The 19,049-nt window shown below is 63.0% G+C and carries 23 protein-coding genes and 1 tRNA gene; 7 read left to right on the top strand and 17 right to left on the bottom strand.

The window, feature by feature from the left end; translation table 11 throughout:
• Window positions 1-11 precede the first annotated feature (11 nt).
• From ACLE20_RS00120 to ACLE20_RS00100, 5 genes are all read right to left on the bottom strand, one after another.
• Window positions 12-788, bottom strand: coding sequence for a peptidoglycan-binding protein (locus tag ACLE20_RS00120; RefSeq protein ID WP_410938226.1), 777 nt, complete (start codon window positions 786-788; stop codon window positions 12-14).
• A gap of 108 nt (window positions 789-896) precedes the next feature.
• The gene (locus ACLE20_RS00115) at window positions 897-2,396 is read right to left on the bottom strand and encodes an AMP nucleosidase (RefSeq protein WP_410938225.1); all 1,500 of its coding nucleotides are present in this window, start codon (window positions 2,394-2,396) and stop codon (window positions 897-899) included.
• Window positions 2,397-2,464: 68 nt separating this feature from the next.
• Window positions 2,465-2,794, bottom strand: coding sequence for a YnfA family protein (locus ACLE20_RS00110; RefSeq protein ID WP_410938224.1), 330 nt, complete (start codon window positions 2,792-2,794; stop codon window positions 2,465-2,467).
• Window positions 2,795-3,477: 683 nt separating this feature from the next.
• The gene (locus tag ACLE20_RS00105) at window positions 3,478-3,654 is read right to left on the bottom strand and encodes a hypothetical protein (protein ID WP_410938223.1); all 177 of its coding nucleotides are present in this window, start codon (window positions 3,652-3,654) and stop codon (window positions 3,478-3,480) included.
• A gap of 32 nt (window positions 3,655-3,686) precedes the next feature.
• Window positions 3,687-3,860, bottom strand: a complete 174-nt coding sequence (locus ACLE20_RS00100) for a hypothetical protein (RefSeq protein WP_410938222.1) — start codon at window positions 3,858-3,860, stop codon at window positions 3,687-3,689.
• A gap of 271 nt (window positions 3,861-4,131) precedes the next feature.
• On the opposite strand from ACLE20_RS00100, the gene ACLE20_RS00095 reads away from it, so the two are divergent.
• Window positions 4,132-4,833 carry a glutathione S-transferase N-terminal domain-containing protein gene (locus tag ACLE20_RS00095; protein ID WP_410938221.1) on the top strand — a complete coding sequence of 234 codons (702 nt, stop codon included), beginning with the start codon at window positions 4,132-4,134 and terminating at the stop codon, window positions 4,831-4,833.
• A 6-nt stretch (window positions 4,834-4,839) separates the two neighbouring features.
• On the opposite strand, the gene ACLE20_RS00090 is transcribed toward ACLE20_RS00095, so the two are convergent.
• Together ACLE20_RS00090 and ACLE20_RS00085 are read right to left on the bottom strand one after the other, a co-directional pair.
• The gene (locus ACLE20_RS00090) at window positions 4,840-5,742 is read right to left on the bottom strand and encodes a GGDEF domain-containing protein (RefSeq protein ID WP_410938220.1); all 903 of its coding nucleotides are present in this window, start codon (window positions 5,740-5,742) and stop codon (window positions 4,840-4,842) included.
• A gap of 304 nt (window positions 5,743-6,046) precedes the next feature.
• Window positions 6,047-6,409: a DUF2147 domain-containing protein gene (locus ACLE20_RS00085; protein WP_410938219.1), complete on the bottom strand. Its 363-nt coding sequence runs from the start codon at window positions 6,407-6,409 to the stop codon at window positions 6,047-6,049.
• A gap of 437 nt (window positions 6,410-6,846) precedes the next feature.
• Here ACLE20_RS00085 and ACLE20_RS00080 point away from each other — a divergent pair, with 437 nt between their 5' ends.
• Window positions 6,847-7,113: a sel1 repeat family protein gene (locus tag ACLE20_RS00080; protein WP_410938218.1), complete on the top strand. Its 267-nt coding sequence runs from the start codon at window positions 6,847-6,849 to the stop codon at window positions 7,111-7,113.
• Window positions 7,114-7,373: 260 nt separating this feature from the next.
• A complete protein-coding gene (locus ACLE20_RS00075; RefSeq protein ID WP_410938217.1) occupies window positions 7,374-7,898 on the top strand; it encodes a DUF992 domain-containing protein in 525 nt (174 codons plus the stop codon).
• A gap of 66 nt (window positions 7,899-7,964) precedes the next feature.
• On the opposite strand, the gene ACLE20_RS00070 is transcribed toward ACLE20_RS00075, so the two are convergent.
• The 3 genes from ACLE20_RS00070 to ACLE20_RS00060 form a co-directional block, all read right to left on the bottom strand.
• Window positions 7,965-9,080 carry a pyridoxal phosphate-dependent aminotransferase gene (locus ACLE20_RS00070; protein ID WP_410938216.1) on the bottom strand — a complete coding sequence of 372 codons (1,116 nt, stop codon included), beginning with the start codon at window positions 9,078-9,080 and terminating at the stop codon, window positions 7,965-7,967.
• A gap of 96 nt (window positions 9,081-9,176) precedes the next feature.
• A complete protein-coding gene (locus ACLE20_RS00065; protein WP_410938215.1) occupies window positions 9,177-9,584 on the bottom strand; it encodes a DUF2177 family protein in 408 nt (135 codons plus the stop codon).
• Window positions 9,585-9,669: 85 nt separating this feature from the next.
• A complete protein-coding gene (locus ACLE20_RS00060; protein WP_410938214.1) occupies window positions 9,670-10,035 on the bottom strand; it encodes a hypothetical protein in 366 nt (121 codons plus the stop codon).
• A 337-nt stretch (window positions 10,036-10,372) separates the two neighbouring features.
• Here ACLE20_RS00060 and ACLE20_RS00055 point away from each other — a divergent pair, with 337 nt between their 5' ends.
• Both ACLE20_RS00055 and ACLE20_RS00050 read left to right on the top strand, forming a co-directional pair.
• Window positions 10,373-10,636 carry a hypothetical protein gene (locus ACLE20_RS00055; protein WP_410938213.1) on the top strand — a complete coding sequence of 88 codons (264 nt, stop codon included), beginning with the start codon at window positions 10,373-10,375 and terminating at the stop codon, window positions 10,634-10,636.
• Window positions 10,637-10,714: 78 nt separating this feature from the next.
• Window positions 10,715-10,804 (top strand) — tRNA-Ser (locus ACLE20_RS00050).
• Window positions 10,805-11,733: 929 nt separating this feature from the next.
• Here ACLE20_RS00050 and ACLE20_RS00045 read toward each other — a convergent pair.
• The 4 genes from ACLE20_RS00045 to ACLE20_RS00030 form a co-directional block, all read right to left on the bottom strand.
• On the bottom strand, window positions 11,734-12,174 hold the full coding sequence (locus tag ACLE20_RS00045) for a pyridoxamine 5'-phosphate oxidase family protein (protein WP_410938212.1): 441 nt from the start codon (window positions 12,172-12,174) through the stop codon (window positions 11,734-11,736).
• A gap of 104 nt (window positions 12,175-12,278) precedes the next feature.
• Window positions 12,279-12,560, bottom strand: coding sequence for a hypothetical protein (locus ACLE20_RS00040; protein WP_410938211.1), 282 nt, complete (start codon window positions 12,558-12,560; stop codon window positions 12,279-12,281).
• Between the two features lie 223 nt (window positions 12,561-12,783).
• Window positions 12,784-13,074: a hypothetical protein gene (locus ACLE20_RS00035; RefSeq protein WP_410938210.1), complete on the bottom strand. Its 291-nt coding sequence runs from the start codon at window positions 13,072-13,074 to the stop codon at window positions 12,784-12,786.
• A 103-nt stretch (window positions 13,075-13,177) separates the two neighbouring features.
• Window positions 13,178-13,465 (bottom strand): DUF1488 family protein, encoded by a 288-nt coding sequence (locus tag ACLE20_RS00030; protein WP_410938209.1) that lies wholly within the window; start codon window positions 13,463-13,465, stop codon window positions 13,178-13,180.
• 430 nt (window positions 13,466-13,895) lie between these two features.
• Here ACLE20_RS00030 and ACLE20_RS00025 point away from each other — a divergent pair, with 430 nt between their 5' ends.
• Window positions 13,896-14,249 (top strand): hypothetical protein, encoded by a 354-nt coding sequence (locus tag ACLE20_RS00025; protein WP_410938208.1) that lies wholly within the window; start codon window positions 13,896-13,898, stop codon window positions 14,247-14,249.
• Between the two features lie 228 nt (window positions 14,250-14,477).
• Here the strand turns inward: ACLE20_RS00025 and ACLE20_RS00020 are convergent, their stop codons facing one another.
• Complete coding sequence (locus ACLE20_RS00020; RefSeq protein WP_410938207.1) at window positions 14,478-14,921, bottom strand: DoxX family protein; 444 nt, start codon at window positions 14,919-14,921, stop codon at window positions 14,478-14,480.
• A 281-nt stretch (window positions 14,922-15,202) separates the two neighbouring features.
• Between ACLE20_RS00020 and ACLE20_RS00015 the strand changes: the two genes are divergently transcribed.
• Window positions 15,203-15,712 carry a ferritin-like domain-containing protein gene (locus ACLE20_RS00015; RefSeq protein WP_410938206.1) on the top strand — a complete coding sequence of 170 codons (510 nt, stop codon included), beginning with the start codon at window positions 15,203-15,205 and terminating at the stop codon, window positions 15,710-15,712.
• 252 nt (window positions 15,713-15,964) lie between these two features.
• On the opposite strand, the gene ACLE20_RS00010 is transcribed toward ACLE20_RS00015, so the two are convergent.
• Together ACLE20_RS00010 and ACLE20_RS00005 are read right to left on the bottom strand one after the other, a co-directional pair.
• The gene (locus ACLE20_RS00010; protein ID WP_410938205.1) at window positions 15,965-16,918 is read right to left on the bottom strand and encodes a tyrosine-type recombinase/integrase; all 954 of its coding nucleotides are present in this window, start codon (window positions 16,916-16,918) and stop codon (window positions 15,965-15,967) included.
• A 416-nt stretch (window positions 16,919-17,334) separates the two neighbouring features.
• The gene (locus tag ACLE20_RS00005; RefSeq protein ID WP_410938204.1) at window positions 17,335-18,327 is read right to left on the bottom strand and encodes a porin; all 993 of its coding nucleotides are present in this window, start codon (window positions 18,325-18,327) and stop codon (window positions 17,335-17,337) included.
• Window positions 18,328-19,049 lie beyond the last annotated feature (722 nt).

The raw sequence follows: 19,049 nt of genomic DNA, 5'->3' as shown, positions 1-19,049 counted from the left end.
GGCAAGAGCGATTATGCGGCAAGCGTATCCAGTTGCGCCGGCAGCAGCGCGCCGGTGATCGGCAGGCCCCGTTCGCGCTGGAATTCCATCACCGCTGCGCGGGTCGCAGGGCCGAAGATGCCATCGGCATCCAGGTCGAGGCCGAGCTTGTGGTTCAAGAGTTCCTGCAGCTCCTTGACGGTCGGCCCGCGGTCACCAAGCTCGAAGATCTCGTCCGAAAGAGGCGGCTGACGATCCCCGAACAGGCCCTGCGCCGACCATTGCTGGATCAGCTGCTCCGAGGCCTCGAAATGCATGGCATCCTCCGTGGGAAAGGCCGCGCCCCAAAAGAAGGAATGGGTATTGAAGTATTTGTAGATCGCGAGCAGGCCGACCTGCGCGCGCTCGTCGCCGCGCTTGTCCAGCACCCCTTCGAGCGTCAGGTCGATGGCCGTTCCCCAGGAATGGTTGCTGATCGATGTCGTGCTGCCGCGCACATAGCGGCAGCAGAGCATGCCCGCCGTGCCGAGAACGGCGTAGATCTCCGGCTCATGCGTGCGGATCTCGGCGAAGATCACTTCGAGCGTCTCGACCGCCGGCTTCAGTCCTGAAACCTTGAACGGCCCGACATTCTTCTGGACAATCAGGTCCAGTACCTTCTTGTTGGTCGGCCAGCGGCAGTCGGCCGAGTAATTGCCGCGTGGATTGCCGATCAGCGTCAGCATGGTCTTGTTGCGCGCCCCCGACAGCCCGCCATTCAACCTGGCCCGGTCCGGGCCGAGCGGGGTCGTCAGAGAGTATTTCGGCATGGCATTACCCCTCCAGAGCAGCCTCATGCTGCAGGAGAAGTAAAGCATATTCTTATCAAGAGAGGAGTGGAAGAAAGCAGCGATATCGCGTTCGTCTGCTTTCGACCGTCACTGAAACGCCGTTTCGAAGAAGCTGCGCAGCTTGCGAGAGTGCAGTTTTTCCGGCGGCATGGCGGCAAGCTTTTCGAGCGCGCGGATGCCGATCTGCAGATGCTGGCTGACTTGGGTCTTGTAGAAGGCGGTGGCCATGCCGGGCAGTTTGAGTTCGCCATGCAGCGGCTTGTCGGAAACGCAGAGCAGCGTTCCATAGGGCACGCGGAAGCGGAAGCCATTGGCGGCGATGGTGGCCGATTCCATGTCGAGCGCGATGGCGCGCGACTGTGACAGGCGCTTGACCGGGCCGCGCTGGTCGCGCAGTTCCCAGTTGCGGTTGTCGATGGTGGCGACCGTGCCGGTGCGCATGATGCGCTTGAGGTCATAGCCCTCGAAGCCGGTCATCTCCGCCACCGCGCCTTCGAGCGCCAGCTGCACCTCGGCCAGCGCCGGGATCGGCACCCAGACGGGCAGGTCGTCGTCGAGCACATGGTCCTCGCGCACATAGGCATGGGCGAGAACATAGTCGCCCAGCCGCTGGCTGTTGCGAAGCCCCGCGCAGTGGCCGAGCATCAGCCAGGCATGAGGGCGGAGCACGGCGATATGGTCGGTAATCGTCTTGGCGTTCGATGGCCCGACGCCGATATTGACGACGGTGATGCCGCCATGGCCCTTCTTCTTGATGTGATAGGCCGGCATCTGCGGTAGGCGGGCGAGCGACAGGTCACTGTCCGGCTGGTCGGATCCAGCCTTGGTGGTGATGTTGCCGGGCTCGACGAATTCCGTATAGCCGTTGCCGCCCTCGGCCATTTGCTTGCGGGCCCAGAGGCAGAATTCGTCGATATAGAACTGGTAGTTGGAAAACAGCACGAAGTTTTGGAAATGCCGAGCGCTGGTCGCTGTGTAGTGGCTGAGGCGAGCCAGCGAATAGTCGATGCGCTGGGCGGTGAAGGGCGCGAGCGGGAAGGGCTCGCCGGGGCCCGGCTCATAGGCGCCGTTGGCGATCTCGTCGTCGGTGGTCGAAAGATCGGGCGTGTCGAAGAGGTCACGCAACGGCAGCTCGATCGCCTCTGCCATCGAGGCTTCGACATGGGCGCCTTCCTCGAAGGCGAAATGCAGCGGGATCGGCACGCTTGATTCCGAGACGGTGATGCCGACGCCGTGATTGCGCACCAGCAGCCCCAGCTGCTCCTTGAGATAATGGCGGAAGAGCCGCGGGCGGGTGATCGTCGTCGTATAGACGCCCGGTGCCGTGACATGGCCATAGGAAAGGCGCGAATCGATGTGGCCGAAGCTGCTCGTCTCGATCGAGACCTGCGGATAGCAGGCGCGGTAGCGGGTCAGCGGCCGGTCAGTGGCAAGCGCGCTGAAGGCATCGACCAGGAAGCCGGTGTTGCGCTCATAGAGCGCCGAAAGCGCATCCACGGCCGCCACGGGATCGGTGAAGGTCTGCGGCGCGAAGGGAGCCGGCGTGGCGACGGAGAGGGCGGCGGGCGAGGGGATTCGTGTGTTCATGCGGCATTATAAGTCGACGCGCTTGACAAGCAAACGACAAGTCACGGTCGGTTTACGGACAGTCGACATCAGCGCGGCGCTGCCAGGATCAGCGCGGCCCCCGCCAGTGCCAGCGCGCCGCCGGCCAGATCATAACGATCGGGCGACATACCCTCGACAAGGCGCATCCAGATCACCGAGGCGGCGATATAGATGCCGCCATAGGCCGCAAAGGTGCGCCCGGCGGCGGGCTGTTCCACCAGCGTCAGCAGAAGGGCAAAGGCGACGAGCGCCGCGCAGCCCGGAACGAGCCAGAGCGGCGAGCGATCGAGCCGCAGCCAGGCCCAGAAGGCAAAGCAGCCGGCGATCTCGCACAGGGCGGCGAGCGGATAGACGAGGAGGAGGGGTGGGTTTGGCATCCGGCCAGTGGAGGCGAGGCGGCGGCGGAAGGCAAGGGGGAGCGTGTGGTGGAGCTGGCGGTGAGAGAGCGGACAGACGATTCCGTATGGCGCTGTCGGCGCAGGAGGGAAGACCCCCTCTGGCCTGCCGGCCAAAGGCGGCCAACCCTTTCTGGCGTTGCCGGCATAGGAGGGAAGACGCTCTCTAAGCTGCCGCCCATCTTCCCCACAAGGGGGGAGAGACCCGGCCGCGCCGCTTTGCCCGCATCGAGGGGAGCCGCGTGACTGCATCGCTCTTGAACAGCTCAATGCCCATTGGAAGCGCAGCACCTTTCAGGATCGAAAGACGCTAGCAGCCTAACATCCCCGACACGAAAGATTGGGAGCGGCGCCCCAGCCCCCGGGCTCTCCCCCCCTTGTGGGGGACATGGGCGGCAGCCCAGAGGGGGTCTTGCCGTCAGGCTCGGGGCGGCAGCCTGGAGGGGTCATGTCGCACGAGGAGGCCGGCAGCCTAAGGAAGGGTTTGCCGTAGGAGGAAGCCGGAAGCTCTGAGTCAGTTTTTTGAACGGGGCAGAGGGGATCTTGATGGCAGGGGGCGGCGGCCGACTGGGCGTAAACCGGGGAAGGGGACTGGCGGGCCATGGAAGATTACAGGATCAGCCAATCGGCAGCCGGGAGAACGTCTCGGCCACCGAAACGGCGGATCAGGTCAGCGCCTGGCGCTGCAGGGTGACCAGCAGGACGAGGCCGGCGCCGTGGCCCTGGGTGGCGATCTCGTTCACCCGGCTCCAGGCAAACAGCCCGACCGGGGCCATCAGCATGGCGGTGAGAACCAGCATGCGCAACGCGGTTGAGAGCGGCGAGTGGGACAGGCGGCGCATGGAGCGATCCTCAGCGCGAAATACGGCCGCCGTCAGAGCTTGGTCCTGCAGAACTGGACCGTATGGGCGGTGCAGTCGGCGAGCGTGGTGGCATAGTTGTGCTGGCGGCGGCGCTCGGTGTCCGCGCTGACGGCCGCAGCGAGGCTCATTGCGAAAACGACCATGAGCAGGCTGATGATGGTGAGGCGGCGGGCGAGAATGTCCATGGTCCCTGTGTCCAGTTGGAGAAGCATCGGGCTCTTTTTCGAGCGTTGAGATGCTTATCGCACAGGCTAACTGAACTCTTGCTGAGCCATTGGTTCATCTGCCATTCAGGTCAGATGGTGCATTGCACGCGTTCGCTCTTTTTCCAGCAATGGGCGCGCTTTGCCCGGCGCATGCCGGCACCGAGGCTGGCGACGGATCCGCACGGGTCCACCGGTTTCCTTTTGTGTTCTTCCGTCCTAGTTTGGCAAAATCTTGACGAGGAGACGACGCATGGCAAGCCCGATCGAGCTTTACTACTGGCCGACCCCCAATGGCTGGAAGATCACCATCATGCTGGAGGAGCTCGGCGCTCCCTATACGGTCAAATATGTCAATATCGGCCGCGGCGAGCAGTTCGAGCCGGACTTCCTGAAGATCGCGCCCAACAACCGCATGCCGGCGATCGTCGACCCCGATGGGGCCGATGGCCAGCCCATCTCGGTGTTCGAATCCGGGGCGATCCTGCAATATCTCGGCCGCAAGTTCGGGCGGTTCTACCCGAGCGAGGAGCGTGCGCGGGTCGAAGTCGAGCAATGGCTGTTCTGGCAGATGGGCGGGCTCGGCCCCATGGCCGGCCAGGCCAATCACTTCCGCAACTACGCGCCGGAGAAGATCGCCTATGGCATCGATCGCTATACCAACGAGGTCAACCGTCTCTATGGCGTGATGAACCGCCGGCTTGCCGACCGCGACTTCCTGGCAGGCGACTATTCGATCGCCGACATGGCCTGCGTCGGCTGGGTGCGCCAGCACGAGGGCAATGGCCAGGACCTGAACGACTTCCCCGATCTCAAGCGTTGGTTCGAGACGCTCTCCGCCAGGCCCGCCGTGATTCGCGGCTTCGAGGTGGGGCGCGAAGAGCGCGAGCGGCAGAAACATCTCTCCGAGGACAAGGACGCCCAAGCCATCCTCTTCGGCCAGCGGGCGCGATGACATCGCTCAGGCCGCGAACGTCACCCGGTCGCGGCCCGCGCTTTTCGCCGAATAAAGCGCTTCGTCGGCCCGCGCATAGATGATGCGCGGCGTATCCCCCGCCCGCACGTCGGTCATTCCGACCGAGCAGGTGTAGCGCAGCGCCGGCGTATCGGCGATGGGGAGGGACCGTCTGACTTCGGCCAGGATGCGGTTGACGATGAGTTCCGTATGGCAGAAGGCCAGGCCGGGGAAGAACAGCAGAAACTCCTCCCCGCCGAGCCGCCCGAAACAATCCTCGACCCGGATATTGGCGCGCACGGTGCGGGCGAAATGCACCAGCACCTGGTCGCCGGCGGGATGGCCGTAGACATCATTGATCCGCTTGAAGTGATCCAGGTCGAACAGGCAGACGCTGCCATCGGTCTTGCCGCTGAAATGCGCGCCGTTCAGGAAGTTCGTGAGCAGCTCCATGATGTGGCGGCGGTTCGAAATGCCGGTCAGCTCGTCGGTATTGGCACTGAGCTGCGCATGTTCCTGGCTGATGCGCAGTGCGCGATGATCGACATTCATTTGCGTCACATCGACGCCGACGAAAAGCGACCAGCCGTTCGGAAGATAGCTGAGGGTGATGTAGATCCAGCGGCCATCCATCAGGTCGCTTTCATAGGACCGATGCTGGTCCTTGCCACGCCTGGAGAGCACGCCCGCCAACCAGGCCTCGATCTCCGCCGTCTCGATACGCGTGCCGCGACCGTTCTGGTAGTTGCGGCGCATCAGATCCGTCCAGAGGATCTTCTCGCCCGGCGCAACAAAATAGGCCTGCCGGAAGGCGGCATTGGCATATTGCAGTCGGTTGTCATGGTCATAGAGCCCGATGAGAGCTCGGGAGGATTCGGCGGCATCAACAAGCTCGGATGACCAATTCATCGCTTGCAACCTCTAAGACTGAAACAGGACGGCAGTCCGGGAATGGACGGCGACGCTCAGCGGCCTGCGTGCCGACCTCGGTCGCTTCTGCCACTGAGTCTCGACGATCCATTGTCGGAGGGAACGGTTACAGCTCCCTCAGTCTCGGAGTTAAAAGTTAAGGGAATGTTGGAGGCGGCTCCCCAGAACCAGTGATTGCCGCTCGCCCCCCGCGTCGCCGCAGGGCTGCTGCGATCCCGCCGCGACATGTGGCGGACAGCGAGCCCAAGAACTCGAACGCTTCGACAGAGGGTCTCGGTTGCTCCTATAGCCGTGACCAGCTCTGCGAGCGGCAGAGCACCTTCAAGACGCAGCCCTGCAGCTTCAACTGGTCGCCGGACAGAGCGGCCGAGCCGCTATAGGTCTTGTCATTGGCCGGATCGGTGATCTCACCCGTATAGCGCGGTGCGCTGCCGCTCAGTTCGCCGATGCGCTTCCCCGCATGCTTGCCGGTCTTGAGCGTGATGCAGAAGGCGCCGCCGCAGGGGGCGATCGCCGCCGTCTCTCCACTCGCCGTCTTCCATGTCCCGAGGATCGGTTCGGCCGCAAAAGAAGGCGTCGCGACGAGAACTGCGGCCAGAAGCCCGCCGGCCAGAAGGCGCGCGGCCCAGTACATATGGGTCATCATGATCTCCTCCAGGCATCTCCCATGCCGCATCCGCCTTTACGCGCAGGTAAACGGAATGTCGAGATTGCCCGCAGCGGCTGGATCCCAACGCTCCTTGGGCGCTCTGGCTTTCGGCGCCATGGTTAGGGAAGCGTTGAAAACCAGCGGTGAAGGAAAGGTAAAGTTGAAACGCCAAGCCCGGCAGCACAGCGCCTCCGATGTTTAACGAAAATCCAAGTTTACCAACTGTTTGAACTTTGTTCGGCTCAAATTAATCATGCATTTTAAGCGCCTATTGAAGGGCCCGGGCTAGAGTAGGTCCATCAAAACGAGCGGGGAGCATGAAGCCTCGCCAAGACGCCGGACAGAGCCACGGGCCCCGAAAAGAGGGCCGGGCCGGACGGCGAAAACAGGGACTGAAAACGGCAAGACCAACAGATCGAAACAGGGACACGACCATGGCACGCTTCGAATTCCATACCCCATCCGAAGTCAATTTCGGCGGCGAGAACCGCGCCGAAGCGTTCTGCGAGATGGGCCTCATGTATGCAACCGGCCGCGGCTGCGCCGTGGATCTCGTCGCTGCGCATAAATGGCTGAACATTGCCGCCATCAAGGGCTCGGACCGCGCCGCGGCGCTAAGGGCCGATCTCTCCACCACCATGTCGAAGAGCGAACTGGCTGCGGCCCTGCGTGCCGCGCGGGAATGGATGACCATCCACTGATCTTGCCATCCCTGATCTGCCGCTGATGACTGACGAGGGCCGCCGCGGCGGCCCGTCGGACCGAGCTGCCAGTGGCGCCGCTGCGTTTGCTTCGCTGCGGTGCCGGCGGCATTTTCCTCCCTGTCACCGCATTGCAACATGCGCGAATGGATCGAAACGGAGTTTCGTGCGTTAGAAAGCGCTGAACGCATTTTGGCCCTGTTCCAGTGGCCTCCCTCATGGGGTGAACGTTGCGTATCTCGTTCTGACAGGAGACTTTCATGAAACTTTCCCTCGCCAGCACCGTCTGCGCTGCCGCGCTGTCCTTCAGCGCCCTTCCGAGCCTGGCTGCCGATCCCGTCGAGGCCGCCCCGGTCTATCGCGATGGCGGCGCCCGCAACGGCGTGAAGATCGGCTATCTCGATTGCCGCATCGCCGGCGGCGCCGGCTATATTCTCGGCTCCGCCAAGGAAGTCGATTGCGACTTCAAGTCCTCGATCGATGGTGAGCCGGTGGATAGCTATTCGGGTGCGGTGCGCAAGCTCGGCATCGACCTCGGCTTCACCACTCAGGCCCGCATGGTCTGGCTCGTCATGGCGCCGACCGCCGGCTATCACCATGGCTCGCTGGCCGGCCTCTACCAGGGCGCGACCGCCGAAGCCACTCTAGGAGTCGGCGTCGGTGCCAATGTGCTGACCGGCGGCACCTCCGGCTCCATCCACCTGCAGCTTCTGAGCCTGCAGGGCCAGGTCGGCCTCAACGTGGCCGCCACCGGCACCTCGATGACGCTGACCTCGGTCAACTGAGCCATACGACAAAGCATCTCGGAAAGGCGTCGGCCCCGGCCGGCGCCTTTTTCACGTCCCGGTCGATCAGCCGAGCGCGGCAACCACGGCGGGCAGAGCCTCGGCCAGCCGCGCCATCTCCGGCTCGGGCCCGGCGGAAATGCGGATGCAGCGATTGAGCGGGGCCACGCCCGGCATGCGGATGAAGACGCCGTGATCGTCCATCAGCCGGTCGACGATCGCGCGGGCATAGAGCTGGTCGCGGCCGCAATCGACCGCAACGAAATTGGTGGCCGAAGGCAGGGGTGAGAGCCCGCAGCCGCGCGCGATCTCGCCGATCCGTGCGCGCGAGTCGGCAATGCGGGTCACGACATCGCCGAGGTAGGCTTGGTCTGCGAGCGCGGCCAGCGCGGCGGCGGTGCCGAGCCTGTTCATGCCGAAATGGTTGCGGATCTTGTCGAAGGCGCGAGCATTGTCGGGCGCGGTAACCACCGCTCCGATCCGCGCGCCGGCCAGGCCATAGGCCTTGGAAAAGGTGCGGGTGCGCATGACGTTCGGCCGGTCGAGGAGTGCGGCGATCGGCGGGATCGTTCCCGCCGGCGCCGTCTCGCCATAGGCTTCGTCGAGCACCAGCAGCGTGGTCTCGGGGAGCGCGAGGGCAAACTCGACCACACGATCGGCCGGCCACCAGCTGCCCATCGGATTGTCGGGATTGGCGAGATAGACGAGTGGCGCCGCTTCGCGCCGGACCGCGTCGAGGAGCCCATCCAGATCCTCCCGATCTTCGTGATAGGGCACGGTGACCAGCCTGCCGCCATGGCCCGCCACATGGAAACTGAAGGTGGGATAGCCGCCGAGCGAGGTGACGACCGGCTGGCCGGGCTCGATCACCAGCCGCACGATCTGGCCGAGTAGCCCATCGATGCCTTCACCGATCGCCAAATGCGCGGGCGAGATGCCGAGGTGGGCGGCAAGCGCCTGCTTCAAAGCGAAATTCTCGGGATCATTATACATCCAAACCGTGGCGGCCGCGGCACGCATGGCGTCGATCACGGAGGGCGAGGGGCCGAAGCCGCTCTCATTGGCGCCGATGCGGGCGGCGACGGCGCGCCTCTTCTGCCGCTCGATCGCCTCCGGCCCGACGAAGGGCACGGTGGCGGGAAGGGACTGGACGAGGGGCGTGAAGCGGGCAAAGCCGGTCATGAAGGCGATTCCGGGATAGCTGGGGGGCGCCAGCTATAGCATGCGCGCCCGCTGCCGCCACCCGGTCCGATCCGTCTCGGGATGCCCCGACCTGTTTCAGCCTGCCGAGACGAGGCGAGCGGCCAGCAGGCCACAGACGGCGGAGACGCCGGTCAGCACAGTGCCCCAGCTCATGTCGACGAAGCTCATCGCCATCGGCCAGCCCTTCAAGGTGGAAAGATTGGTCATGTCATAGGTGCCATAGGCGGCAAGGCCGAGCACGGCGCCGTAGAGGAGGGCGGTGGAGAGCGACCCTGCTTTCAACCCCGGCAGCACGGCGAGAATGACGATGGCGGCGGCGAAGAACAGATAGAAGACGGCCGCGAAAACGAAATTCGGCTGCGGGAGCATCAGCTCGCCCAGCTGATTGCGATAGAAGCTGCGTGCCACGATGCCGAGCCAGACGGCATCGAGCGCGAGAAACGAAGCGAGCGTTCCGGCATAGGCCACAAGAAAGGTTTTCATCAAGCGTCTCCCAGTTTCTCCCGCTACGCTGTGGGCCGGCCACTGGATCAAGCAGGAGAGGCGAAGGGGAGGGAAACGCTTGGGCTCAGCGCGAGGGGAGGCCGCCGGTTGCGAATTCGGCGCGGATGATGCGGCTCACATAATCGCTCGGCAACGGCATGTTGAACCGGGCGCCGAGCTCGGTGCCGACCCTGTGCACCCGCGTCGCGCCGTGCTCGCCCTCGAAGCCGACGATCTCGACGAAAAAATGCGGCGGGAGCGGAATGGCAGCATTGAAATCGATCATCACGCCGCCGATCGAAATATGGCGAATCAGGCCCTGATATTTGGTCTTCGGCTTCAGCCGGTCGGCGACGACGAGGATGCGGCAGGGACGCTCGATGTAGAAATGCCTGTAGGTCGTCGCCACAGCGCCGGGCCGCGGTTCCGCTCTGTGCATGATCATCGACATTCTGGAAACTCCGTCACTCGCACGTCACCTACCGCCCTACTATGCCCTCCAAGCCTTGCCCGAGTCTTTCAAGAAAAGGTAAAGCAAGCACTGACGCATAGAGGCGGCCAGGTGCTTGAGTTGGCTTGAATTGGTAAGGCGGTATTGCCAGGGATCGGCAATCGACAGTCGGCAATCGGCTATCGGGACGCTTGTTGTTCCTGCTCTGTCCGGGCACCGTTGCTCACGCCGAAGTGACGGGCGTGAGGGCTGACCGGCGGGGTGACGGCGGGCGCGGCTGCGCCATATGAAGCGTGAGGCGGGCATTGGCCCGCGGCCACCGATCCGGGAACGCGCGATGAAACCGATCCTCCATGCCCTTGCCGCCCTGACCCTGCTTGCCGGGTGCTCGTCCACCGCCGATGCCGGTCCGGAACCCATCCCCGGCAGCATCACCTATGGCGGCCAGCCGAAAAGCCGCCTCAGCAAGGCGCCGATCGGCAGCACCTTTACCAGTCAACTGACCGACGAATATGGCCACCGCGCCGAAGAGGTCTACCGCGTCGAGCCGGACCGCTCGCTCAAGCTGCTGCGCCGCAACCGCATCGACGACGAAGACTGAGACCAGCAAGGCTCTTTGCAGATCTTCCGCAAAAAACCCTTGCAAAGCCGGGCGCCTCTCTCTAGTCAAGCGCGTGACGGAGAGGTGGCCGAGTGGTCGAAGGCGCTCCCCTGCTAAGGGAGTATACCGGAAACGGTATCGTGGGTTCGAATCCCATCTTCTCCGCCATTTACCCGGTTCAATTCCTTGTTTCCGCACTTCGATCTGGGTGCAGCCTTTTGGCGTCCCCGGTTCATTTGCCATTTCCCTCTGGATGCCGGGCGGCATTGGACGATTGGCAGCGGACTGCGGGTTGCGGCGGGGCTCGAGACGGGCCTGAGATTCGAAGCTGCTTCTTCGCGTTGAATGAACAGCTTGCGGGGCCGATCGGTCCTTGCGGGCTAAAAGGTTTCGAGCTTGTCTCGGTCTGATGTCCTGCCGTTCATGATTCCCCGAACGATGTGGAAAAGCGCAGCTTCGCCTTTGTGCCGCCTCCGTATCAGCGCCTTCCGATATGCGAATGCGCATTGGTCAGTTGATCCGGGCCCCGCACTCCCTGTCAGCAGAACTGCCACCATGCAAAGCCGTGCGGCGGCATCGGTCGACGGGCAGCCTACGGAAGAGACTGTTCAAGCTTTCGCCGGTCAAACTTCGAGCGGAACGGACCTTTCCACTCATCAACCGCTTATTCACTCGTGGAGCCCGACAGCTGTCCACGGCTAGAACTGGAAGAAGCGCAATGATCGAGAACCATCAGCCTGACTGCAGTCTCGTCAGCAAACCCGGCATCCCCGCCTGGTGCAACTGCCGCGGTGTCGCGAGTTCTCCGTGCTTTTCGGAAACGCTCGTCGACTGGCTTCATGTCGCAGCGCGACGCGTCTTGAGGTGGTAAGGCGCTTCGAAAGGCATGACCGATTTGCCTGAGTTGCACTTCAGCCGGCCGAACTCGAGAACTGACGAGGGTTTTACGGGGTGCCTGCAGGCGCAGGCTGATCCTTGGCGCGGGACATCAGCCGTCGCCTTGCTGTGCCAAAGAACTTTGTTCGCTCTTCTGCCGGATCAGCGACAAGACGCCCCGGCTCAACCTTGACCATGCACCGCGCGCCGCGCTGATCCCTCTAGTCTGAGGCGGCCGCGATACGGCCCGAGATCTGTTCAACCTGGATTTGGTAGAAGATGGGTGCAAGGGAAGTGCCGGAAGGGGCTAAGCTGTCCGGCTTGTAAGCGCCCGGCTCCCACCAATTGCCCCTCTTTTGCAGGAGGGACCAAGCCCGCATATGCGAGCTATGCCCGTCCTCATCGTCTGGGAGTTCATGATACGTGCCTCGAACGAGAACGCTCTTCCAAGACTGCGCTGTCTCTTCTGCATAAACTTGAATGCAGACCTGAGGATCCTGCCGCATGCTCTCGATTTTTTCTCCCGGCAGCGAGAAACTGTAAATCCTGTCCTCATCGAAAACGAAACGGATTGGCACCACGTAGGGCTTACCGTTGTAGATGCAGCCCAAGGAACCGACTTCATGTTCGCGCAAGAAGACGGCGCATTCTGCTCTACTCATCTCACGACATTCATTTTCGGGCTCCTGTTGAGAAATGATGAGACCCCGGATCTCCGTGATGTTGGAAGGCCCCAACCTGTGATGTTTTCTGCGCAAAACCTGGATTATGTGTGGTCAGCCAGACTTGTCTTGACCGGGGTGCGCAGCGTGTCCTCATGAAGGGCTGCGTCGAGATCCAGCGGATCTATGTCGATGCGGCTGGTCTTCTGACGTCCGACCACTTCCATCGTTGTGGAAATGCGTCGGTATGCCAGCCAGGAGATGCCGGTGATCTGCTCCTCGTCGTCATAGATTCGGTAGTCGCCCGGCGGATAGTTTCCGGTCACCCCAGGGAGTGTGAAAGGACTGTTGAAATGGACCGTCCTCGAGGTTGTTCGCGTGAACATTGGCTCTCTCCTTGAGAGGTGTTGGGCCTGTTTGAGCGAGTGACGACGCTGAAACAGGCGTTTGCGTCAGTCCGCCTTTTTGGGGTCTACAAGCTCCGCCTTTTGAAACGGATGCACAGTGCAGCAAGCTTGATCGGTTCCCTGCGGGCGTTCTCCGACGACAGTCAGTGTCATTTTCCCGGCCGCAGCGGACCGAGCGCGCACGTCAGCCAGGACAATGACTTCACTGGGCTTCTTCATCGTCAACCTCGGCTTCCGCCGCGGCCGGACGGACGACCGATGCCGTGCCGCCCTCATTCTCCCAGCGCGATAATGCCGCTGCGCTCTGCGGGTGATCATCCCGGTCACCCGACAGGTACGAGTCACGCATGACCATGCCGTCTTGGATGCGCAGGATCAGCCGTTGTTCCCTTGCCGCGTCGGGTCCGCTTGCAGAGGCGAGCTCCGACGTCTCATACCCGGCTCGCTTCAGGAGCGTTCGCAACAATTTCTGATCATGGGGGGCGGTTGCCATTCAGATTGGCATGGCGAGTGACGCCAATCCCGAAATGACAATAGTCGGTATGCAGAGTTCCAACGGATACGGCATGATTTTTCCTATACTCGGAGGCTTGCGATCAAGCAGATAAGGTCAAGCTCGAGCCAAGCGCCTTACGGTCCAGCTCGATCATCGTCTCACGTTTTCTCTTGTAAGCTGCGATCGCCGTTTCGAAGATTCTGCCTTTGAACCGATCGAACGCCAGCAGATAGTCGCGCTCTAAACGGTTCGGGGAGACGCCTTCCTGGTGAAAGAGGGCGACTGGCAGAAGAAATAGGATCTGTTTCAGGCCGTCATGGCCAACGAAGCGTATGGACGAACGCCGAGGGTCGAAGCTGCGGGACGGGTTAATGAAGCTGAGAGGCATGTCAGTATGGCCCCCCACTCGAGATGAGCGCGAGTTCGCCTTGGACAATGGGGAGACACCCCGTTCCAGAGCGTGGAAACGCTGCCGCTGCTTCTCGACCGCTCATCTTCTGAGCCATCGACGGACGGGCGTTTTGGCGAAAGCAATGATGCCTGAGATTGGAAGACATGACGTCCTCCTGGTTGGGGCCAGGGTGCGTGTCGCCCTGAAAATGACAGCGCCCGCTTCATGGCTGCCACTATCATTCAAGATGATATAGATGGTGGCAAATTCAAGGGCTGCTCGATCCTCTCATGGTCGAACCTCCCGGCCCTCGCGTCCAGGGCCATGCTGAGCCGCCCCGACCCTCGTCAGCGCGCCACTCTCACCCCTTTCGGAACCTTCCGTCCGGCCTGCGTGTTGTGCGGCGGAAGCAACAGGGAGAATGACCATGAGTAATCCGGGCAATATTTCGCCGGCCGTGCAATCGATCCGGCGCGAAAAGGAACGGCAGGCGGTCAACGGCGCGGCGGGTGATCTCGACGATGCGCTGAAGGACACCTTCCCGGCCTCGGACCCGATCTCAGCCAGCGGCACCACCATGCCCTCGCGCCATACGGCGGATCGCAGCGGATCGCGCTGGTCCGGCGAGATGCGCGGTCATACGCGGCCCCGCAGCGCGGCCGATGCCGGCGCGACGCTGGACGCCTATGTCACCGATCTCGCCCGCAGCGTACGCGAGCGCCCGCTGGCAGCGGCCGCCATCGTGGCTGCGGCGGCCTGGCTCTTCGGCCGCACCCGCTAAGCGTTGATCAAGCAGGTGGAGAGTGCAGGCGGCTGCGAGCCGGCTGCGCCTGTCTTTGCGGCAACGCTGTCCCGACCACTCGCAGGACCGGTTCTCTCGATCGGGTGCCTGAGGCGGACCGTGGTCAGAGCGTTCCATTGCCGGCTGTGCCAAGCAGCGCCAAGACGCGGTCGAGATCCGATCACTCGCCCGGCTCTCCACGATCGACCTGCCCAACCCTCCTGCGCCTCACCGTGCGGGAGGGTTTTTGTTTGGCATGGAGCGGCGGAGAAGGCCGCAGGCTTGCAGTGGCCAGAGGACGAGGAGCGGCTGCAGGAGCAGGCGGGGAATATGGTACCAGAGGCCGATTCCGCCGCTGGCGCGCCCCAGATCATTGATCATGTGCTGGATATTGGCGGGATAGACAGCAATGGCATAGAGCGCCAGACCGACAGCCGCGATCCGCCGCAGCGGCGGATGTGGAACCAGCAGCAGGGCTGCCGCGATGACTTCGAAGCCCCCTGTTGCCGCCACCAAAAAGGCCGGGAAGGGGACCCAGGCGGGCACGATCGTCAGAAGCGGAGCGGCGAACATGAAATGGCCGATGCCGGCCAGCCCATAGAAGAGCGCGAGGATCCGCCGCGACACGGGGTGGTCGCCGCTTTGCGCTGGTTTGGCGGCTGATCTCGCCATCGGTCGTCCTTATGCTTCGAGAAATGACGGCCCGAGATGCGCCGATGCGCCGTCGAAGATGATCTGCCACCGCCAATCAGGCCGGGGGCGGAGGCGGCGAGGCGTCTTGCTGCTGTGCGACCCATTCTCTTCTACGCCCAGTAGCGACTTCGGTTCATGGGGAGGGAGATGGCGCGCGGCCGGTCGCGGGACCGCGTCTGCCGGGAACCAATCGGCGGAGGCTCGGTTGGGTGGGCTCGATGTTGGAACCCTGACATGTTTGAAGACCGAGGAGAGGCCGCATGGCGACTGATGTAAGAGAGATTTTTGTAACCGGACTGAAGAACGCCCATGCCATGGAGAACCAGGCGCTCTCGATCATGAAGCCGCAGGTCGCGCGGATCGAGAACTATCCCGAGGTGGCGGCCAAGCTGGAGCAGCATATTCGCGAAACCGAGGGCCAGATTACCCGCATCGAGGGCGTGCTCGACAGCCTGTCAGAAGATCACTCCACGCTGAAGGACATGGCTCTGTCGCTGACGGGCTCCCTGGCCGCGCTCGGCCATACGGTGGCGGGCGATGAGATTCTCAAGAACTCCTTCGCCAACTACGCCTTCGAGAATTTCGAGATCGCCGCCTATCGTTCACTCATTACCGTCGCGGAACTCGGCGGCTTCCCCGCCGCGGTTGCGCCGCTGACGGCCAATCTGGACGAGGAACGGGCGATGGCTGCCTGGCTCAACGACAATCTGCGCACGGTGACCATGCGCTTTGCGGCCTTGAGGGAAGCGGGCGCCACCGCCAAGGTCTAAGCCGGGTCGCCGACCGAAGGATTGCATCCGTCCCGGTGTCGGCTGGCCTCGGTCTCATGCCGCCCCCGCCTATGCTGATCCGCAGGCGCAAGGGCAGCCACAGACCCGCGCTCGATAGGGCCTTTCCATCGTCCGCCATCCTCCCAAGCCGGCCACCGGCGCCAGCGAGCCCCGCTCGCCGGTGCTGGGGCGGACCCCTCAGGCGGGCGCATCCGGGCGAGCCTTCGTCTCTCCGGCAGAAGCCGGCGCCTCTCAGCGGCGCCGGCTTTTGGGTTTCGGCGTCGCCGCCGGCTGCGCGCGCTCGAGGACCGGCACGCAGAGCGCCAGATCGGCCGAGGCGAGGTGGGCGTAGCGCATGGTCATCTGCAGCGTCTGATGGCCGAGCCACATCTGAACGCGGCGGATATCGATGCCGCCGCGCACGAGGCGCGAGGCGCAGGTGTGGCGCAGCACATGCGGCACGAGATCCTTGTCGTCGAAGAAGCCTGCCTCTTCCTTGGCCTGTTTCCAGACAGCGCGAAACTGCTGCTGGTCGATGCCGGCAAAAGGGCCGAGGCCGCGTCCACGCGTCTGGCCGATCGCCTCCAGCGCCCGGCGTGTCAGCGGCACGGAGCGGCTGCGGCCGGATTTGGTGATCCAGAAGGTGGCGAGCGCCCCCTGGACATCGTTCCAGCGCAGACCCAGCGCCTCGCCAAGCCGCGCCCCGGTATCGACCAGGAAGATGCAGAGCCTCCGATAGAGTTCCGAGCGGGCGCCGATTGCCGCAAACAGCCGATCCTCCTCCTCGAGCTCCAGGAAGCGAATGCGGCCGGCGCGCTCCTTCTGCCGCGAGAAATCCGGCAGGCCCGGAATGTCGCCCATCTTCTGCGCCTTGCGCAAAAGCTTGCTCAAGGCCGAGATCTTGCGGTTGATCGTCGCATTGCTGTTGCCCTTCAGCCGCAGGGCGGAGACCAGCTGGTCGAGCTCCGCCTGGCCGAAGCGGGAAAACTCCTTCTTCGGCATCATGGCATAGAGATCATGGATGAAGGCGATGACATTGTCCTTGTGGCGGCCGGCTTCCCAGAGCGTGTCGCCATAGCGGTCCAAAAGGGTGACGAGGGTATGGGTTCGTGGGGCTTCGGTGCCGCCGGCATGCAGACGGTAGGAAAAGCCCGGTGGGCTGCCATAGGGCAGCGAAACGGCCGATCTCGGTTCCATTAAAGTCATTGCGCTTTCTCCAGTCTAGCACGTCTCCGCGCCGTCTTCTGGCCCCTCCGGGAGCGAGCCCCTTGGGGAATTGGTCGTCCGTCTGTCTTCGATCGCCGGAACGCGGATGCGGTTCCGACCATCATGCTTGCGCGTCCCATGCCGCGACCACCCTGGACGCAGGACGCAGTTCAGCGATCTCGGACCGATGAGAATCCGAGGCGACTGGTGGTCGGGGAGCCGACAGCTCCGATTGTTGGCAGCGAGCTAAATCGGTAAGTTCACGATTACGTTATCTCATATACAACTCATGAAGCAAGTTCTTAATCACGAAAATCCAAAACCACAAGGCCCGCAGCTCGCTAGAACTGCAGGCTTGATTTTTTCGAATGTCCCCGCTACCGGCGCAGCGAGGACGTGACTCGGACAAGCGTGACTTAGAAGTCGCGCTGCAGGCGGAGGTAGCCGCTCCAGTGATTGTCGTTCGGGCCGTCGACGTCCTTGTACTGAACGGAAACAACCGTCTTCAGCCCATCGGTGATCTTGTAGGCAGCGGCTACACCCGCCTTCCAGGCATCCTTGCCGTCGACGAAGTCGACATCGCCGCTGTACTGGAAGCCGGGCGTGATCGTGAGCTTGTCAGTAGCCTTCAGGTCGTAGGAGGTGGCAACCACCCACTTGGAATCGCTGTAGTAGAAGCTCTTGCCCGTGGCATAGAGGCCGGCGATGGCAAAGGTGCCGGGGCCGATGGCTGCCGTGGCGACAACACGATAGGCAGACTCTTCTGCGTCGAAGTCGTAGGCGGCGAGACCGTAGGCGCTCACGCCACCAACCGTGTAGCCGATCTTGCCATCGACGCCGATATTGTTGTTGCTGTCCGAGTCAGTGCCGTTTTCGATCTCTTCGATAGCGGCGCCAGCGATGAAGCCGCCGCCCTCATAGGTGTAGCGAATAGCGTTCGTCAGGTTCGAGCCGAGGCCGTCGGTTTCACCGGCGATGCCATCGTCCCACCAGTTGTAGAAGTAACCGATGTCGAAGCCGGCGATGTTGATCCAGGCGCCATCGAGAATCTTCCCCGCGCCCGCATTATCCGCGTCGTCGAACTCCAGGTTGATATAGCCCGTCAGCGCGCCGTACTCGGTGTCGGACTTTGCTTCGAACGTCAGGTAGCCACGCCCGAAAGGATCATAGTCACCCTTGCCGTTGCCGTAGCCGTTTTCCTTGAAGTTGATCTGCGTGCGGATGTAGCCGCCGATCTTCAGGCAGGTCTCGGTGCCGGGGATGTAGAAGTAGCCCTTGCCGAATGCGTCGCAGACCTTGACGTATTCAACTGCTTCCGGCTCGGCAGCGACGATCGCGTCGGCTGCCTGTGCGCCGGAAACTGCTGCCAGTGCAGCAGCGGAGCCGAGAAGAAGGCTCTTGATGTTCATTTCTGACCTCCAGTCAGAAATGAGGCGGCACTTACGAAAGTCCCAGCGAACATGGATTTCCGCGCTGCCTCGGCAAACGCCGCGGCAAGGCACCCGCGCGGCGAACCGCCCCTGCCTGTTGTTCTCATCGAGCTCACCCATGGAGCGGACGCGATGCAGCCCGGGAGACAGAATCGGCAGCATCGCGGAAGCGAGTCGCAGGGCTGGAGGCTGGCCCGAACGGCCTCACGCACCGCCCCGGCGGAAACCGGACGAGGCTCCTGGAGGGCCGAAGCAGGCGCAGCCGGCAGCCGCAGGCCACGGTTTTGCCGCTTTCCCGGCCAGCCTGGCGCAAGGTTCGGCCTCGCTAACGCCTTGCTCGCAAAGGATTTTCTTAACCGCTTGTTAAGAGTTCGGCCCGCGCAGGGCAATTTTGTGTCGTTTCAGCAACAGCGCATGGGGAAGGGTCGGCGAAAGCCATCGGACTTGCAAGTTGGTGATTGCGCCGCCGACCGCGTCTTGTATTTTCAACTCCGGAAGCAAGGGCGGTTGATCGTCCGACTTCTCAAGTGTTGGGGATGGGGCAGGGAACGCTGTCCTTCAGCAAAATACCCAGACCCGTTTGAAACTTTTGACTGGAGGTCAGAAATGAACATCAAGAGCCTTCTTCTCGGCTCCGCTGCTGCACTCGCAGCAGTCTCCGGCGCCCAGGCTGCCGACGCTATCGTCGCTGCCGAGCCGGA

Source organism: Rhizobium sp. YIM 134829 (assembly GCF_046546455.1).
The sequence above is the reverse complement of the archived record's forward strand: the minus strand, read 5'-3'. Positions and strand labels throughout refer to the sequence as shown.

What these genes read in the sequence shown, in the direction of transcription:
- ACLE20_RS00035 (WP_410938210.1), bottom strand. Translation starts at nt 13,074, where the DNA reads ATGGCAACCGCCCCCCATGATCAGAAATTGTTGCGAACGCTCCTGAAG.
- ACLE20_RS00070 (WP_410938216.1), bottom strand. Translation starts at nt 9,080, where the DNA reads ATGACCGGCTTTGCCCGCTTCACGCCCCTCGTCCAGTCCCTTCCCGCC.
- ACLE20_RS00010 (WP_410938205.1), bottom strand. Translation starts at nt 16,918, where the DNA reads ATGACTTTAATGGAACCGAGATCGGCCGTTTCGCTGCCCTATGGCAGC.
- ACLE20_RS00110 (WP_410938224.1), bottom strand. Translation starts at nt 2,794, where the DNA reads ATGCCAAACCCACCCCTCCTCCTCGTCTATCCGCTCGCCGCCCTGTGC.
- ACLE20_RS00040 (WP_410938211.1), bottom strand. Translation starts at nt 12,560, where the DNA reads ATGTTCACGCGAACAACCTCGAGGACGGTCCATTTCAACAGTCCTTTC.
- ACLE20_RS00090 (WP_410938220.1), bottom strand. Translation starts at nt 5,742, where the DNA reads ATGAATTGGTCATCCGAGCTTGTTGATGCCGCCGAATCCTCCCGAGCT.
- ACLE20_RS00005 (WP_410938204.1), bottom strand. Translation starts at nt 18,327, where the DNA reads ATGAACATCAAGAGCCTTCTTCTCGGCTCCGCTGCTGCACTGGCAGCA.
- ACLE20_RS00060 (WP_410938214.1), bottom strand. Translation starts at nt 10,035, where the DNA reads ATGTCGATGATCATGCACAGAGCGGAACCGCGGCCCGGCGCTGTGGCG.
- ACLE20_RS00055 (WP_410938213.1), top strand. Translation starts at nt 10,373, where the DNA reads ATGAAACCGATCCTCCATGCCCTTGCCGCCCTGACCCTGCTTGCCGGG.
- ACLE20_RS00095 (WP_410938221.1), top strand. Translation starts at nt 4,132, where the DNA reads ATGGCAAGCCCGATCGAGCTTTACTACTGGCCGACCCCCAATGGCTGG.
- ACLE20_RS00020 (WP_410938207.1), bottom strand. Translation starts at nt 14,921, where the DNA reads ATGGCGAGATCAGCCGCCAAACCAGCGCAAAGCGGCGACCACCCCGTG.
- ACLE20_RS00025 (WP_410938208.1), top strand. Translation starts at nt 13,896, where the DNA reads ATGAGTAATCCGGGCAATATTTCGCCGGCCGTGCAATCGATCCGGCGC.
- ACLE20_RS00080 (WP_410938218.1), top strand. Translation starts at nt 6,847, where the DNA reads ATGGCACGCTTCGAATTCCATACCCCATCCGAAGTCAATTTCGGCGGC.
- ACLE20_RS00100 (WP_410938222.1), bottom strand. Translation starts at nt 3,860, where the DNA reads ATGGACATTCTCGCCCGCCGCCTCACCATCATCAGCCTGCTCATGGTC.
- ACLE20_RS00120 (WP_410938226.1), bottom strand. Translation starts at nt 788, where the DNA reads ATGCCGAAATACTCTCTGACGACCCCGCTCGGCCCGGACCGGGCCAGG.
- ACLE20_RS00105 (WP_410938223.1), bottom strand. Translation starts at nt 3,654, where the DNA reads ATGCGCCGCCTGTCCCACTCGCCGCTCTCAACCGCGTTGCGCATGCTG.
- ACLE20_RS00115 (WP_410938225.1), bottom strand. Translation starts at nt 2,396, where the DNA reads ATGAACACACGAATCCCCTCGCCCGCCGCCCTCTCCGTCGCCACGCCG.
- ACLE20_RS00065 (WP_410938215.1), bottom strand. Translation starts at nt 9,584, where the DNA reads ATGAAAACCTTTCTTGTGGCCTATGCCGGAACGCTCGCTTCGTTTCTC.
- ACLE20_RS00015 (WP_410938206.1), top strand. Translation starts at nt 15,203, where the DNA reads ATGGCGACTGATGTAAGAGAGATTTTTGTAACCGGACTGAAGAACGCC.
- ACLE20_RS00085 (WP_410938219.1), bottom strand. Translation starts at nt 6,409, where the DNA reads ATGATGACCCATATGTACTGGGCCGCGCGCCTTCTGGCCGGCGGGCTT.
- ACLE20_RS00075 (WP_410938217.1), top strand. Translation starts at nt 7,374, where the DNA reads ATGAAACTTTCCCTCGCCAGCACCGTCTGCGCTGCCGCGCTGTCCTTC.
- ACLE20_RS00045 (WP_410938212.1), bottom strand. Translation starts at nt 12,174, where the DNA reads ATGAGTAGAGCAGAATGCGCCGTCTTCTTGCGCGAACATGAAGTCGGT.
- ACLE20_RS00030 (WP_410938209.1), bottom strand. Translation starts at nt 13,465, where the DNA reads ATGCCTCTCAGCTTCATTAACCCGTCCCGCAGCTTCGACCCTCGGCGT.